Below are 15,235 nucleotides of genomic sequence, written 5' to 3' on the forward strand. Positions count from 1 at the left end.
CACTCTAGCCGGGCTGAGGCTCGTGCCACGTTCGTCGCGAACATCTCGCGGGTCCAGATGGGCCACGGGTACGACCGGATTGGTTCCCTCGGAAAGGAGCTCCCACATGCTCCGGCGTCTCCGTCTTCCGCGGATCGTCCTCGGTTTTTCCATCATCGTTGCCGCGCTCCTCTGGACGACCGGCGACGCCTGGGCCCAAGGCGGCACCATCAAGGGTATCATCAAGGACGGTGAGACGGGCGACCTGCTCGACTACGCCAACGTGATCATCAAGGGCACGACCCGCGGGACCATGTCGCTCGGCGGCGGCGCGTTCTACTTCCGCAACCTGGCGCCCGGCACCTATACCATCCAGGTGCTCTACCTCGGCTACGAGCCGGCGGAAGAGACCCTCACGGTGCAGGCCGGCCAGACGTACGAATTCGAGTTCGTGCTGAAGGTGACCATCGTCGAGACGCTGCAGGCCTTCGATGTCGACGCGGCGCGGTACATGGTCGAGGTCAAGAACGCCACGACCGAACGCGACATCGGCTCGGAGAAGTTCGAGCGCTACGCCATCGACTCGGTGGAGGACGCGCTCTCCCGCGAGGCGGGCATCATCATGCGCGCCGGCCAGCTGTACGTCCGCGGCGGCCGTTCGGGCGAGGTCCAGACCCAGATCGACGGCGTCTCGGTGGACAACCCCATCGGCGGTCAGACCCTGTCGGTCTCGACCCTCGCCGTGGAGAGCGTGCAAGCGGTGACCGGTGGCCTGGACGCCGAGTACGGCAACGCGCTCTCGGGCGTCATCAACATCACCACCAAGACCGGCTCGCGCGAGAAGTTCGAGGGCGGCCTGCGCTTCCTGACCGACGATTTCGGTCGCCAGGACCGCACCTTCACCAACTTCGACCGCTTCGAGTACGGTTTCGGCGGCCCGTCGCCCATCAAGAACCTGACCTACTACGTCTCGGGCGACCTGAGCTGGAACGACGGCGAGAACTACTCGGTTGCCCATCGCGACGAGTATGCGCTCAACGTCGGCGACACCAACCTCATGAAGTTCCGCCGGCGCCAGAACAACACGGTGCGCGGCTCGGCCAAGCTGGCCTACTTCTTCGACGACACCGGCACCAAGGAGCTCACCGCCGAGTACACCTACTCGGGCGGCTGGTACCAGAGCTACTCGCCGAACTGGAGCATTGATGGATACGCTCAGCGCCTGATCTACCTGCCCCGCGTCGAGCCCATCAACTCGGGCGACCTCCAGGACGCGTACCTCTACGTGGGCAGCCAGATCCCGGTCTACTACGGCCCCTGGTACGAGGAGATGCTGCAGCGCGCGCGCCCGGCCATCGTTCTGGACAACCGCAACAGCAGCCTCATCCGCCGCAGCGTGCCCATCCTCGAGGTGCGCAGCGCCGCCGACAACCGCCTCTACACGGTGGCGGCCCAGCCCACCTTCGACGGCTACCGCTACCCCTACTCGGATTTCTCCACCGTGGCCGAGGATTCGTCCTACACCGAATTCAACTCGGCCAACAACGACCTCGAGCAGAGCACCTTCAGCCAGAGCGCCAAGCTCTTCTGGAAGCACCGCCTCAGCGAGGACACCTTCTATACGCTCGCCCTGGCGCTGGTGGCCTTCGACACCAACCAGGACTCGCAGGGCAAGGATCCCTACCAGTACAACCATGGTGGCGTGTGGTCGCCCAACCTCTTCTCGGGCCAGGCCCAGGTCTACCAGGCGGCCACCGACTACTATACCGACCAGCTGAATCCGCTGTTCATCACCACCAGCGACTACCCGTACTGGTCGCGCCAGTACAGCCGCACCTATTCCATGCGCTGGGACCTGACCAGCGCGCGCTGGTCGGGACATCTGGTCAAGACGGGCCTGCAGCTGGTGTACAACGACCTCGAACAGCTCGACATCAGCTACCCGGCGTTCGAGGTCCAGAACCGCTTCACCGGTGATTACTCGCTGGGCGCCAACCGGAACCAGTTCCACACCTACAACCCCGAGGCCTCGTGGTACCTGCAGGACCGCTGGGAGTACGAGGGCATGGTGGTGAACTACGGTTTCCGCTGGGACATGTTCTCGCCCGGTTCGGCCGCGGAGATCCAGTTGCGGAACGACGATGTCGACCGCAACGTGATCAAGTACAAGACCCAGTTCTCGCCGCGCCTGGGCTTCGCGTTCCCCATCACCGAGCGCGACGGCTTCAGCTTCCACTACGGTCGCTTCGTGCAGTTCCCGAGCCGGCAGTTCCTGTTCGCCAGCCAGGAAGTGGTGGGCAACATCGGCACGCTCGGCAACCCGAACCTCGACGCCGAGACCACCATCAGCTACCAGGCCGCGCTGCAGCACCAGTTCAACGACTACCTGGCGGGTTCGTTCGCCATCTACTCCAAGGACATCTACGACCTGATCGCCGCCACCCAGGTCACCGACGCCGAGACCGGCAACACGCTCCAGCGCTACATCAACAAGGCCTACGCCTCGGCGCGCGGCGTGGAGGTCTCGCTGGAGAAGCGGCTCAGCAACCACTGGCAGTTCGAGGTGGCCTACACCTTCGCTTACGCCGACGGCGTGGCCAGTAGCACGGAGTTCGGCGGCAACCCCGAGGGTCTCGAGTTCCTGCCCAGCCAGGAGCTGCCGCTGGACTGGGACCAGCGGCACACGCTCTCGGTCCAGCTCTTCGTCGAGCAGCCCGGAGCCTGGAACGGCGGCATCGACGTGACCTACGGCTCGGGCTTCCCCTGGACCCCGTTCGACCGCTACGCCAAGCGTCAGGATCCGCTCCTGGAGAACAGCGAGCGCTTGCCTTCGACCATCGACGTGAACCTGCAGTTCCAGCGCCAGATCAACGTCTACGGCCAGCGGCTGACCCTCTACCTGCAGGGCTTCAACCTGCTGAACCAGGACCAGGTGGTCTCGACCCAGCCGGGTATCTTCCCCGGCATGAACAACGCCCGCAACGGCGGTCGTTCCTATCTGACGGAGACGGGCAAGTACGGCGGCGCCTTCCTGCAGGACCAGGACGGCGACACCTTCGAGGAATTCATCCCGATCAAGGACCCGCGGGCCTTCGCCCAGCACCGGCTGTTCCGCATCGGGCTTGGCTGGAGATTCTAGGATAGCGATGGACGGCGCCGGTCAGGCCGGCGCCCCGGAAAGGGATGGCGATGACCCTCAACGGCAGCTCGAGTCGATTCCTGCAGCAGGGACGCGGACTCGCCATGGTAGGCGGCCTGGCGCTCTTGCTGGCGACCACGCCAGCGGCAGCCTGGGTCGATCTGGACGAGATCGGCGGCGGCGGAGATCTGGGCAATCCCCGGGGAGCCTTCGTGAACGATGGCTCCATGGTGATGAACGTGGGCGAGGTCCAGATCAACATCACCAACTTCGGCCTCATCGGATCGCATTTCTCCAACGCGACCACCTACTCCGACGCGCCCTCGGCGCAGTGGCCCGCCGGTTCCGGCAACGAGTACCTCTACGCCGCCGGCCTCTGGGTGGGTGGCGTGCTGCTGGGCGAACGGCTGGTCTCCACCGGCCAGTTCGAGAACGAGTTCCTGGCCCAGGACAATCCCGAGGACACGATCTACGAGGCGGTCGGCGGCGTGCTGGTGCGCCCGCCCAACTACCCCGACGCCAGCGGCCGTCGGTTCCCCGAGCCGGGTCCCAACGACGACGAGGACTATGACGACAACGGCCGCGAGCGGATCGACGAGGAGACCCTCAACGGCTACGACGACGATGAGGACGGGCTGATCGAAGAGGATTTCGGCCAGATCGGCAACCAGATGATGGTCACCACGATGTACGACAACACGCGGCTGGCCTCGGAGAGCTTCCCCGATCATACGCCGCTCAACCTGAAGGTGGTGCAGGAGAGCTTCGCGTGGGAGAACGACCAGGTCGATGATTTCGTGGGCTTCCAGTTCACCATCACCAACGTCGGCGTCACCGACCTCAACAACATCTACATCGGCTTCTTCGCCGACAGCGACATCGGCCCGCGCAACCAGGGCGGTACCGCCGCCGACGACATGGCCGGCTCATTCTCGGGCGCGGTGCGCGCCTCGGACGGAAGCTGGGTCCCCGTCGAGGTCGGCTACATGTTCGACGCCGCCGAAGAGAATCGCCTCGACGGCTACTTCGGCATCGCCTTCCTCGGCCACGACACCGATCCCCAGGGCATCCGGGCCCCGCGGTCCGTGGCCCTGCGGACCTTCCAGCGGTTCAGTGGCCAGGCGCCCTTCGATCAGGGCGGCGACCCGCGCACCGACGCGGAGCGCTACGAGCTCCTGAGTTCTTCGCTCGAGGATCGTGACCCCGACGTGCAGCCGGGCAAGCAGGACGACTTCCGCTTCCTGGTCTCCGCCGGCCCCTTCGAGATCATGCAGCCCGACGCCTCGCTCCAGTTCCAGGTGGGCATGGTCGTGGGTCCGGGCCGGGATGGGCTCCTACGCAACTGCGCCGAGGCCTTCCTGACCTGGCACGGCAACTTCTTCAATCTGATCGGCGACGACCAGATCAGCGAGGCCGGAACCCCCATCATCACCGGTGAGCTTGGTCGCGAGACCATGCTCTGCCGCGAGGATTTCGAGAACGCCGCCGATTTCGACAACCTGTACCCCGACTTCGGCGACGTGACCTGCGTCGATGGCTCCTTCCTGATCGGCCAGCCCACGCTGACGCCAGAGGACATCTTCACGTACCAGGAGTACGAGGGCGCGCGGGTGAAGCACTGCGCCATGATCAACATGGACAACTGCTTCGAGTGCTTCCGCCAGAAGCCGCACTCGCCCAGCGAGTTGCCCGAGAATGCCGCCTGTTCTCAGTACGACATCGAGAACTACTGGAACTGCAACAACCCCGCCGAGGCCGATGCGGCCAAGGCCGGCTGCACCGGCATTGCCGGCAACGAGACCCAGGTCCACTGGCTGGTGGGCATGGCCCCGCCGCCGCCGGGCATGCGGGTGTGGCCCACGCACAACCGGGTCCACGTCTACTGGGATGACAAGAGCGAGGTCACGGCGGACATCCGCCTGAACGCCATCGATTTCGAGTCTTACCGGATCTGGCGCGCGGACAACTGGACCCGTCCCTACGGCTCCTCGCTGGAGAACGGTCCGGGGTCGAACCTCTGGCAGCTCATCGCCGAGTACGACGTGGTGGACTCGTTCATCGTCGACTACAACGTGGGGCCCAACGAGGTGGTCAGCGACACCTTGCCGCTGGGGCCCAACACCGGCCTCGAACCGGTCATGTACACGCCCAAGATCCTCTCGGAACCGCAGTTCGCCGACCTGGACGACTCCATGCAGGTGGTGGTCGACCGCGACACGGATGGTTTCTACACCTCCCTGCCGTTGCTCTACGACGCCAACGGTGAGCGGAGCGAGCTGATGATGCCGGTCTGGGACTGGTACTACGCACCCGACGCCCTGGACACCTTCTGGGCCGTGACCGCGCGTGCCGAGAGCGTCTTCGTCGACGATAGCGGCGACGAACAGCTCGTGGTGGTCGGCAAGGATCCGACCCAGTTCTACGAGTATATCGATCCCAGCGTGCACAACGGTTTCATCTATTTCTACTCGGTGACAGCCACCGATCACGAGCTCGACGTGCTGCCCGACGGTACCTACCGCATCGTCGGCCAGGGCCTCTCGGGCGATCCCTCGAGCAGCTACGACAACACGTCGCCGGCCTCGGTGGCCCAGAGCGCCGCGGATCGCGACGGGCAGGGCGCCAACATTTACGTGTATCCCAACCCCGCCACCCGGGACGCGCTCAACGAGTTCCAGGAGCTGTTCCCCAGCGGGGACGATCCCACGGGGGTGAGGGTGCGGTTCGCGAACCTGCCCGAGGCTCGCAATACCATCAAGATCTTCACGCTCAGCGGCGACCTGGTGGAGACCATCGAGCACGATGGCACCCAGGGTTATGGTGAGGCGTCCTGGAACCTCATCAGCCGCAACGGGCAGGAGGTCGTCAGTGGCATCTACCTGTACGTCGTCCACTCGGACGACGGCGGGTTCGAGGATTTCATCGGCAAGTTCGTGGTGGTGCGGTAGACCCGCTACGAGGGATCAGACTAGACGTCCCGTCGCGAGACGGACCTGGAGGAAACCATGAAGCGCATTGCCCTGTTGATGGCCATCTTGCTGGCGCTGCCCGGAGCGGCCTTTGGCGAACAGTTCGCCAAGGTCGGCACGTTCGGAGCCCAGTTCTTGCAGATCGGCGTCAGCGCCCGCGGGACCGGGATGGGATCGGCCTTCACCGGAGTCGCCGACGACGCCAACAGCGTCTTCTGGAACCCGGGCGGGCTGGTCAACGTGGTCACCAACGAAGTGGCCATCAATCACGTCAGCTGGCCGGCCGACATCAACCTGACGAGCATCGTCCTGGCGACCAACCCGCGCTCGATCCCCGGCACCATCGCGCTGTCGGCGCGGTCAGTGTGGCTGGATCCCATGCTGGTGCGGACCGCCTACGAGCCCGATGGCAACGGCCAGCACTTCGATGCCGGCATGACGTCGTTCGGTTTCAGCTACTCCAAGTTCTGGACCGACAAGTTCTCGGCCGGCTTCACCCTGCAGTACATCCACGAGGGCCTGGCCGAGACCGCGGTGAACACCGTCGGTTTCGACTTCGGCATCATGTACCGCATCGGGGTCAAGGACCTCAAGCTGGGCATGGTGATCCAGAACCTGGGCGGCAAGATGACCTTCGACGAGACCGAATCGAAGATGCCCACCCAGTTCAAGGTTGGCGCCAGCTTCGTGCCCATCCACAGCGACAACCACAAGCTGCTCTTCGCCGCCGAGTTCGCCCACCCCTCCGACAACAAGGAGCGGGCGAACGTGGGTGGCGAATACAGCCTGAACGAGACCTTCCACGGCCGGCTCGGCTACCACATCAACTACGACACCGACGGCCTGGCCTTCGGCTTCGGTGCGGCCCTCAAGACCGGGCAGAAGAGCAAGCTGCAGCTCGACTACAGCGCGGTGGACATGGGCCCGCTGCAGTACGTGCACCGGCTCTCGCTCACCGTGGTCTACTGATCCCGACCGCGGCTTGCGCGTTTCCTCCCGACCCCGCCACCAGCCGAGGTGGCGGGGTCGCTTTACCACCGGGGTCGCTTTTTGTAACGTAATGTCACGAACGCGAACGTTCCGCTCGACGTTGCGGACAAGGTGGACCCGGTCCGGGGAGGCGACATGAAGTCCCTGCACGACTGGCGAGGAGCAAGGCTGGCGGCATCCTCGTCGTTCCTGATCGTGGGTCTGCTGCTGGCCGGAGTCACGCCGGCAGCGGCGGCCTGGTTGCGGCCAGTGACGGGTGAAGGGCATTTCCACTTCGTCTGCGATGTGGCCACCTTGTCGACGCGCGACGGTGGACTCGATGTAGTGGCCATGGTCGCGGTGCCCCATCGCGAGATCACCTTCGAGGACGACGCGGGCCGCTGGCGAGGCCGCCTGCGGGTGACGGCCACCCTGGTCGGCCTCGACGGCCGCGAGCAGCACACCGAGACCACGCTCCGGGTGGCTGCGCGCAACCGCAGCGAGGCCGATTCACCGACCCTGCAGCAGGTCTTCAGCGTGGTGCTCGAGGATGTCACCATCCCGGCCGGCCGCTTCAGCCTGCTCCTGGAGGACCTGAACCGACGCCGTCCTGGCCTGGTGAACCTGGGGACCGACAACAGGGCCTCCAGCCTGGCGGCGGCCGACTGGTTCGCCCCGCCCCGGCGGCAACCGCGCGGGCTCTCGGTGGGCGACGCCATCTTCATGGCGCACGCACCGATCCGGACCTGGCAGCACGACGGCCGCCCCGTGGTGCCAGGCACCGACGGTCCCTGGGAGTACCTCAACCCCGCCCGCCGCTTCGGCCTCGAGAGCGAGTTCCTGCAACTCTATTTCACGCTGGAACCGCCCGCGCTCGCCGAGGATCGGCAGCGGGCCGCCGCCCGTGACGTCTTCCTGGAGATCCAGAGCGATCATCTGGACTTCAGCCTGGTGGACACCCTGCGGCTGGAGGACAGCGTCCGCCGCGCACTGACGTCCGGTCGGCCGGCGGCGGTCTACTGGGAGATGGATGCCGGCGGCCTGCCGCCCGGAGCCTTCCGGCTGGGGATCGCCCCGCTGGATTCGGTCGGCCAGGGCCTGCTCACCGGGTTCGACATGGTCTGGAGCCTGCCGAATCTGGCCCGCGCCACCGACGACCTGCTCGCCGAGGGGCGGACGGTGTTCTTCGGCGCCGATCTGGACCGGTTCGAGGAGGCGCCGCGGGTCGAGCAGCAGAACATGCTCGATGCCTTCTGGCACGACCTCGATCCCTCGCCGCTCGACAGCTACAACGAGATCTACGCCGAGTTCCGCCGTCGGGTCAGCTACGTGCAGCATTACCTGGGTGGCTGGGATCAGCAGGGCGCCACCGACCCGCGAGGCCGCATCTACCTCCTGCTGGGCGATCCCGACAGCGTTCGCGAGGAAGCCATGCCCATGAACGAGCGCGAACTCGAGGACGCGCGGATCATGCTCTACGAGCGCTATGCGCCCGAGCGCGAGGGCACCATGAGCAAGGGCCTCAACATCAACGACGGCGCGGGCTACAGCCCCTACCGGCAAGTGGGCGGCGTGCCCATGCCCTATTCGTCCACCGCCGAGCTGGATGTGCAGCGGCATTACACCGCGGCCAACTCCCGCGTATTCCAGCTCTGGCGCTACGACAACGGGGGAGATCAGCTCTTCCCCAACTCCTACAGCGGACAGGGCGACGGTCTCCGCTTCCTGTTCGTCGACCAAACAGGCACCGGTCGTTTCGTCCTGGAAGGCCAGAACGCGAGGATGATGGGCGATTGAACCCCGTATGCGAGGCGGTTCAATGGGCCGAACGGCGAAGAAACGTTTGACTTAGACCCCTTGTTGACACTATTTAATTGACGTCGATATACTGCCGAAAATCGGCGGTCGAGAGGGCGCTTCGGGCACGCTCAAGCCCGGTCGCAAACCCGCTCGAAAGGGAGGCCCAGGCAGGAGCCCCACCTGCAGCCTGGACCTCCGAGCGACCAACCCGTCCGGGTCCCATTTGGAAAGGGAGACTTTGGCAATGGCTCGTCACGCTACGTTGAAAAACGCCTGCTTCATGTTCCTCTGCCTCGGTGTACTGGCCGCGGCGACCGTCGTGCCCGCAGTCGCGCAGGATGAAGACGCCGAGATGGAGGCCATGCGGGCGCGTTACGAGAAGATCGAGGCCCCCACCGACTCGCTCGGCTTCGGGGTCACCGCCAACGATTCCAGCGGCCTGGTGCCCGTTTACATCGAGCCCCGGGGTGGCCTGATGGGCCTGGTCGAGAAGAGCCCGATTGCCAAGACCGGCTTCGGCAAGCTCTTCCTCAAGGGCGGCAACTTCATGTGGTGGCTCTTGACCATCGCCGTGGTCGGCCTGGTCTTCATCATCGAGCGCCTGATCACCCTGAGCCGCGCCAAGGTCAATACGCGCAAGCTCATCGGGACGGTGATCACCACGCTGAAGACCGAGGGCGTGCAGGCGGCGGCCGAGGAATGCCAGAAGTGGCGCGGCCCCATCGCGGCCATCCTCTACAGCGGTCTGCAGAAGGCCGACAAGGGCGACGAAGCCGTGGAGAAGGCGATCGGCACCGCCGGCGTCATCGAGATGAGCTTCCTCGAACGCGGTCTGGTGTGGGTCTCTTCGGTGTCCACCATCGCCCCGCTGGTCGGCTTCCTCGGTACGGTGTCGGGTATGATCAACGCCTTCGAGGCCATCGCCAACAGCGACCAGGTGAACGCCAAGCTGGTAGCGTCTGGTATCTCCGAGGCGCTGATCACCACGGCCACCGGTCTGGTGATCGCCATCCCCGCGACCATCGGCTACAACTACTTCGTGTCGGCCATCGACCGCTTCACCATCGAGATGGAAGAAGCAGCCATGGAGTTGATCGAGGCCCTGGACACCCTGAGGTCGTAGTCAGCAGTCGGCAGACGCAGGGAGCCTGGCATGGCAGTCTTCAAGAACAAGAAGAAGAAGGAAGCGCTCGGTGAGGTCTCCATGGCCTCGACCAGTGACATCTCGTTCCTGCTGCTGATCTTCTTCATCGTCTCGACGATCTTCGCCGAGGAGCAGGGGCTCATCATGCTCCTGCCGGGGAAGCAGGACAGCAAGCAGGACGTGGCGAAGGTCAAGGAGTCCAACGTCGCGACCCTGCGCATCGCGTACGACAACAGCCTGACCCTCGACAAGAAGCCCATCGAGCTGAACCAGGTGAAGAACATCCTCGAGGGACGCATCCTCGCCAACGATAAGCTCGTGGTCATCCTGGAAACGCACCCCGACGCGCATTACGGCATGATGGTGGCCTGCCTCGACGAGGTGAAGCTGGCCAACGCCAGGAAGCTGACTCTCAAGACGAGCAAGAGGTAGCGGCATGGCCATGGATTTCAATCGCAGCACGAAGCGGGAACCGTTCATCCCGACCTCGTCCATGGGTGACATCGTGTTCCTGCTGCTGATCTTCTTCATGGTGACCACGGTGTTCCGCGAAGAGGTCGGCTTGCCCGTGGAGCTGCCGCGCGCCGAGGCGGGCGAGGAAGCCCAGCGCGAGATGATCTCCAACATCTACATCGATCGCGCGGGGCGGATCTCGGTGGACGACCGCCTGGTCCAGGTCAAGCACATCGCGGACCTCTTCGGGCAGAAGATGAACGAGAATCCGCAGATGATCGTGGCGTTCAAGACCGACACGTACACGCCATACGGGACGGTCAGCGACGTCATGGAGGAGTTGAAGGAGGTCAACGCGGTGCGGGTCTTCTTCAACAACGACCTCGAGATCAACCCCGGCCCGAAGTACTAGGAGCGCCATGACGACCGAGACTGCAACCCAGCAGTATACGCTGTCGGCCAACGCCGAGTTCAAGGCGCAGTACCAGAAGACGCTGCGCTGGTCGGCGGTCATCGCGCTGGTGATCACCGTCATCGCCTTCATCATCTCGCCGGAGATCCGGTTCACGCCCTACAAGCTGCGGCAGGAAGAGCTCGAGGTCGTGGACCTCGAGGACAAGCAGGAAGCCATCGACCTGCCGCCGCCGGAGATCAAGCAGCCCGAACCGCCCAAGGTCATCGAGGCGGCGCCGGACGACGAGGTCACCGAGGAAGTGGACATCGCCGACACCATGATCGACTTCGATCAGGCCATCATGTCGGGCATGCCCCAGTACGGCACCGGCGGCGACGAGGGCTTCGTGGTGAGCCAGGAGAAGCCGCGGCTCGCGCCCGGCGGGTACGTGCCGCCCGAGTACCCCGAGATGGCGCGGCTGTCGCAGATGCAGGGCACCGTGGTGGTGAAGATCCTGGTGGGGCCCGACGGCAGCGTGCTCGACGCCCAGATCCTCAAGGGCATCCATCCCATGCTCGACCGCGAGGCCATCAAGGCCGCGCGCAAGACCAAGTGGATCCCCGGCAAGCAGCGCAACATCCCGGTGAAGTGCTGGATGGCCATGCCGTACAACTTCACGCTGAAGTAGACGCCGAGGCAACCAGAACGCCGTGGGCCGCGTCAATCTGACGCGGCCCTTTTTCTGGCCAGGCCGTCGCAGGACCAGGCAACCCCACGAGTTCTGGTCCGTAGGAATGGCTGATGCGCCGGTCGAATCAAGGCTGGCCAGCCCGCCCCGGTCGCCTTTAGAATGCCCGCGAGCCCCCGAGGCTCAGGCCCTGTAGACATCCGCGAGGAGAGAGCGCCCATGTTGTTCCGCCACGATCGCCGCCTGTCGTTCCTGCTGGTCCTGCTGCTGGCTGTCACCCTTTCCGGGACGGTGTCGCCCGTCGCCGCCCAGGACGCCGAACCGGCGACCCCGGCCGGTGGGGTCCTGACGCTCCGCGATTGCGTGATGATCGCCCTCGACAGCAGCGCCAACCTGCGCATCCGGGCCGCCGAGCTCGAGATCGCCGACGAGAACGTCACCGAGAGCTGGGGCGCCCTGCTGCCCAACCTCAACCTCAACGGGTCGTACAACAAATCCGACCGTACCGACTTCGACTCCGAGTATCCGGTCTACGGTGCGGCCTTCGACACCCTGAACGTCCAGGGTGGGCCGGGTTACGTGCTGTTGCCCGGCCAGCAGCAGATCGGCTCGTACATCGAGGACGTGAAGGTCAAGGCCACCAGCAAGAACTGGGGCGCCTCGGCCAACATCAACCTCTTCGACGGCATGGCCAACATCAACCGGATCAAGTCGTCCAAGGCCAACCGCGAGGCGGCCGAGTACGGCGTGGACTACACGCGCGAGCAGGTCATCCAGAACGTGGCCGTGGCCTACTACGATCTCCTGCGCTACCTGAAGCTCCAGGAGGTAGCCACCGATACCCGCGACGAGGCGCTGGCCCAGCTCGAACGCACCGAGACCTACTTCCGGCTCGGCAGCGCGGCGAAGAGCGAGGTGCTCCAGCAGCGGGTGCGCGTCGAGCAGACGCGCTACGACCTGGTGGTCGCCGAGAACCGGGTCGAGCAGTCAGCCGCCGATCTGGCCTATGCCATGAACCAGCCGCTGGCGGCCCGGGTGGCCATCGACACCTCACCGCTGCAGACCGAGATGGTGCTCGAGGACGTGCAGCAGCTCTACACCGAGGCGCTCGAGAATCGCCTCGACCTGCTGGGCACCGAGGCCCAGGCACGGGCCGCCGACTACAGCGCGTCCGCCGCCGGCGGCAACTTCTGGCCGCGCCTCGATCTCTACGCCCAGTACCGCCGTTCGTACGACGAGTCGCCCTACAAGTTCGGTTCGCAGGAGTCGCAGAGCTGGGCCTACGGCGGCCAGGTCTCCTGGGACGTGTTCAACCGCTTCCAGAACTGGACCAACCGGGGCAAGGCCAAGGCCCAGGCACGCATCGCCGAGTACCAGCACGAGCAGGCGGCGCTCGACGCCCAGATCGAGGTGCGCCAGTACCACAACGCCATGCGCGAGGCCATCGAGAAGCAGAAGGTGGCCGCCGAGACCATCACGCAGGCCCAGGAGGAGTTGCGGCTGGCCCAGGAGCGCTTCCGTGTGGGCGCCGGCACCCAGCTCGACCGCATCAACGCCGAGGTCAGCCTGGCGTCGGCGCGGGCCGAGGAGGTCCAGGCCGTGTGCGACTACCTCATCAGCCGGGCGCGCCTGTGGCGTGCGGTGGGCCGCCTCAACAAGATGGGTCGATCGCAGTGATCGACGGCGCGCCCCTGATCCGCCTGCGCGGCATCGAGAAGACCTACCGGGTGGGCACCCAGGAGGTGCCCGCCGTGCGCGGCGTGGATCTGGATGTGGAGCGCGGCGAGTATCTGGCGATCATGGGCAGCAGCGGTTCGGGGAAGTCGACGCTGATGAACCTGCTGGGCTGCCTCGACACGCCCACCGCCGGGACCTACGAGCTCGACGGCCGCGACGTGTCGGGCCTGGGCGAGGACGAGCTGGCGGCGGTGCGCAACCGTCAGGTGGGGTTCGTCTTCCAGACCTTCAACCTCCTGCCGCGCAGCACGGCGCTGCAGAACGTCGAGTTGCCCCTGGTCTATGCCGGCTGCGACGTGGTCGAACGACGCGACCGCGCCACGGCCGCCCTCACCCAGGTGGGGCTCGCCGACCGCATGCACCACAAGCCCAACGAGCTCAGCGGCGGCCAGCGCCAGCGCGTGGCCATCGCCCGCGCGCTGGTGACCGAACCCGCGCTCGTGCTGGCCGACGAGCCCACCGGCAACCTCGATTCGCGGACCAGCGAGGAGATCATGGCGCTGCTGGGCGAACTCGACCGGGGGGGACGCACCCTGATCCTGGTGACCCACGAGACCGACATCGCCGCCTATACCCGCCGCATCATCCGCCTGCATGATGGTTGCATCGCGTCGGACGAGCACCATGTTCCGACCGCCTGAGCGCGGACGCTCGCTGGCGGTCCCGGTCCCGTTGCTGGTCCTGCTGGTCCTGCTGTCCGGCTGCAACCCGCCGGCGTACCGGACCACCGACCCTCGCCTGAATCGACTGCCCCTGCAGACCTGGGTGGCCTTCCACCAGGATACCCAGGGGACGGTCCAGCCCTGCGTGCGCGCCGTGGTCCCCTACCGGGCGCTGGTCTTCCAACACACGCCGGACGGCCTGGTCAGCGGGCTCGAGGTGCAGGTCACCGCCTGGCGCGGCGAGGACCCGGCGGGCGGTGGTGTCGCCAGCGAACGGATCACCTTGCCGGACGTCGCCGCCACTCGCGGCCAGGGCGAACTGGCGGTGAGGGTGCCGTTGCACATCCGCGGCCAGGAGCCGGTCCGTCTGGTCGTCATGGTGCGCGTGCTCGACACGGCGCGGCGCTGGGAGCGCGAGCTCGGCTTCGCACCGCGCGCGTTCCAGGCCATGCCGCTGTGGCTGTCGAGGGTCAAGGCCGACCTCGCGCCCGACCACGCGGGCGAGCATCTGGTGCCCGCCACCCGCGACAGCCTGATCATCACGGCGGTGCTGGCACGGCGGCAGGGCGGCCCCGACCGGCCCCTCGACCAGCTCGACCTGCTCACCGAGGTCACGGGTTCCGGACTGGAAACAGCACGCCAGCAACGCATGCCGGTGCCCGCGCTGGCGGCGTCCGCCGATTCCCTGATTATGCATCAGGCCTGGTCGACCCGGGACCTGCCGTTCGGACGCTGTCGTCTCGAGGTGGCGTTGGAGACCACGGTGGAGGGGGCCTCGCTGCGCCTGCCCCGAGAACCGGCCCTCGCCCTGCTCAACCTGCATCTCGACCTGGCCAGCGACGAGGTCTGGCAGCGCCACCTCGACTGGCTCGATGGGCGGCTGCCGGAGAGCGTTCGCGATTCGCTGGGCACCCTGCCGCCGGCGGATCGGGACCAGGCCTGGGCGGACCTCTGGCAGAGGATCGCCGGCACCAGCCAGCGCGAGCCCACCATCTGCGAGCAGGAACATCTGCTGCACATCGTGACGGCCGACGACCGCTTCGGCAACCACACGCGCGGAGCCCTGAGCGATCGCGGTCGGGTGTTCATCAAGTACGGCGAACCCGCCCAGCTGGAGTCCTTCGCGGACGACCGGACGCCGGGCGCGGTCTGGGAGATCTGGACCTATCCCTCGCTCGGCCTGCGTTTCTTCTTCTACGATGCCCACGATCTGGGCGATTTCCGCCTGCGCCGCCAGGAACCCCTGGCCGACCGGCCCTAAACCCCTTATCCGACTGGCCGATCAATACGGGGAACGAGTG

At 66.0% G+C, this 15,235-nt stretch carries 11 protein-coding genes; all 11 read left to right on the forward strand.

The features are described 5' to 3' along the window. Nucleotides 1-106: 106 nt before the first annotated feature. The 11 genes from IFSED24_RS03930 to IFSED24_RS03980 all read left to right on the forward strand — a co-directional run bounded on the left by IFSED24_RS03930 (nucleotide 107) and on the right by IFSED24_RS03980 (nucleotide 15,195). Nucleotides 107-3,118 (forward strand): TonB-dependent receptor, encoded by a 3,012-nt coding sequence (locus IFSED24_RS03930; protein WP_491333922.1) that lies wholly within the window; start codon nucleotides 107-109, stop codon nucleotides 3,116-3,118. 50 nt (nucleotides 3,119-3,168) lie between these two features. After that, nucleotides 3,169-6,066, forward strand: a complete 2,898-nt coding sequence (locus IFSED24_RS03935) for a hypothetical protein (protein ID WP_491333923.1) — start codon at nucleotides 3,169-3,171, stop codon at nucleotides 6,064-6,066. Between the two features lie 57 nt (nucleotides 6,067-6,123). Beyond that, complete coding sequence (locus tag IFSED24_RS03940) at nucleotides 6,124-7,056, forward strand: PorV/PorQ family protein (RefSeq protein ID WP_491333924.1); 933 nt, start codon at nucleotides 6,124-6,126, stop codon at nucleotides 7,054-7,056. A gap of 156 nt (nucleotides 7,057-7,212) precedes the next feature. After that, nucleotides 7,213-8,853, forward strand: coding sequence for a GWxTD domain-containing protein (locus tag IFSED24_RS03945; RefSeq protein WP_491333925.1), 1,641 nt, complete (start codon nucleotides 7,213-7,215; stop codon nucleotides 8,851-8,853). 247 nt (nucleotides 8,854-9,100) lie between these two features. Then, on the forward strand, nucleotides 9,101-9,979 hold the full coding sequence (locus tag IFSED24_RS03950) for a MotA/TolQ/ExbB proton channel family protein (protein ID WP_491333926.1): 879 nt from the start codon (nucleotides 9,101-9,103) through the stop codon (nucleotides 9,977-9,979). Between the two features lie 30 nt (nucleotides 9,980-10,009). Then, nucleotides 10,010-10,432, forward strand: coding sequence for an ExbD/TolR family protein (locus tag IFSED24_RS03955; protein ID WP_491333927.1), 423 nt, complete (start codon nucleotides 10,010-10,012; stop codon nucleotides 10,430-10,432). Between the two features lie 4 nt (nucleotides 10,433-10,436). After that, a complete protein-coding gene (locus IFSED24_RS03960) occupies nucleotides 10,437-10,865 on the forward strand; it encodes an ExbD/TolR family protein (RefSeq protein WP_491333928.1) in 429 nt (142 codons plus the stop codon). Nucleotides 10,866-10,872: 7 nt separating this feature from the next. Then, nucleotides 10,873-11,535 carry an energy transducer TonB gene (locus IFSED24_RS03965; RefSeq protein ID WP_491333929.1) on the forward strand — a complete coding sequence of 221 codons (663 nt, stop codon included), beginning with the start codon at nucleotides 10,873-10,875 and terminating at the stop codon, nucleotides 11,533-11,535. Nucleotides 11,536-11,754: 219 nt separating this feature from the next. Then, nucleotides 11,755-13,212, forward strand: coding sequence for a TolC family protein (locus IFSED24_RS03970; protein WP_491333930.1), 1,458 nt, complete (start codon nucleotides 11,755-11,757; stop codon nucleotides 13,210-13,212). Beyond that, nucleotides 13,209-13,913 carry an ABC transporter ATP-binding protein gene (locus IFSED24_RS03975; protein ID WP_491333931.1) on the forward strand — a complete coding sequence of 235 codons (705 nt, stop codon included), beginning with the start codon at nucleotides 13,209-13,211 and terminating at the stop codon, nucleotides 13,911-13,913. Before IFSED24_RS03970 ends, IFSED24_RS03975 begins: the two co-directional genes overlap by 4 nt. Next, nucleotides 13,897-15,195 (forward strand): GWxTD domain-containing protein, encoded by a 1,299-nt coding sequence (locus IFSED24_RS03980; RefSeq protein ID WP_491333932.1) that lies wholly within the window; start codon nucleotides 13,897-13,899, stop codon nucleotides 15,193-15,195. The genes IFSED24_RS03975 and IFSED24_RS03980 overlap by 17 nt, the downstream gene beginning before the upstream one ends. Nucleotides 15,196-15,235 lie beyond the last annotated feature (40 nt).

Source organism: Candidatus Latescibacter sp. IFSED24, assembly GCF_058273205.1.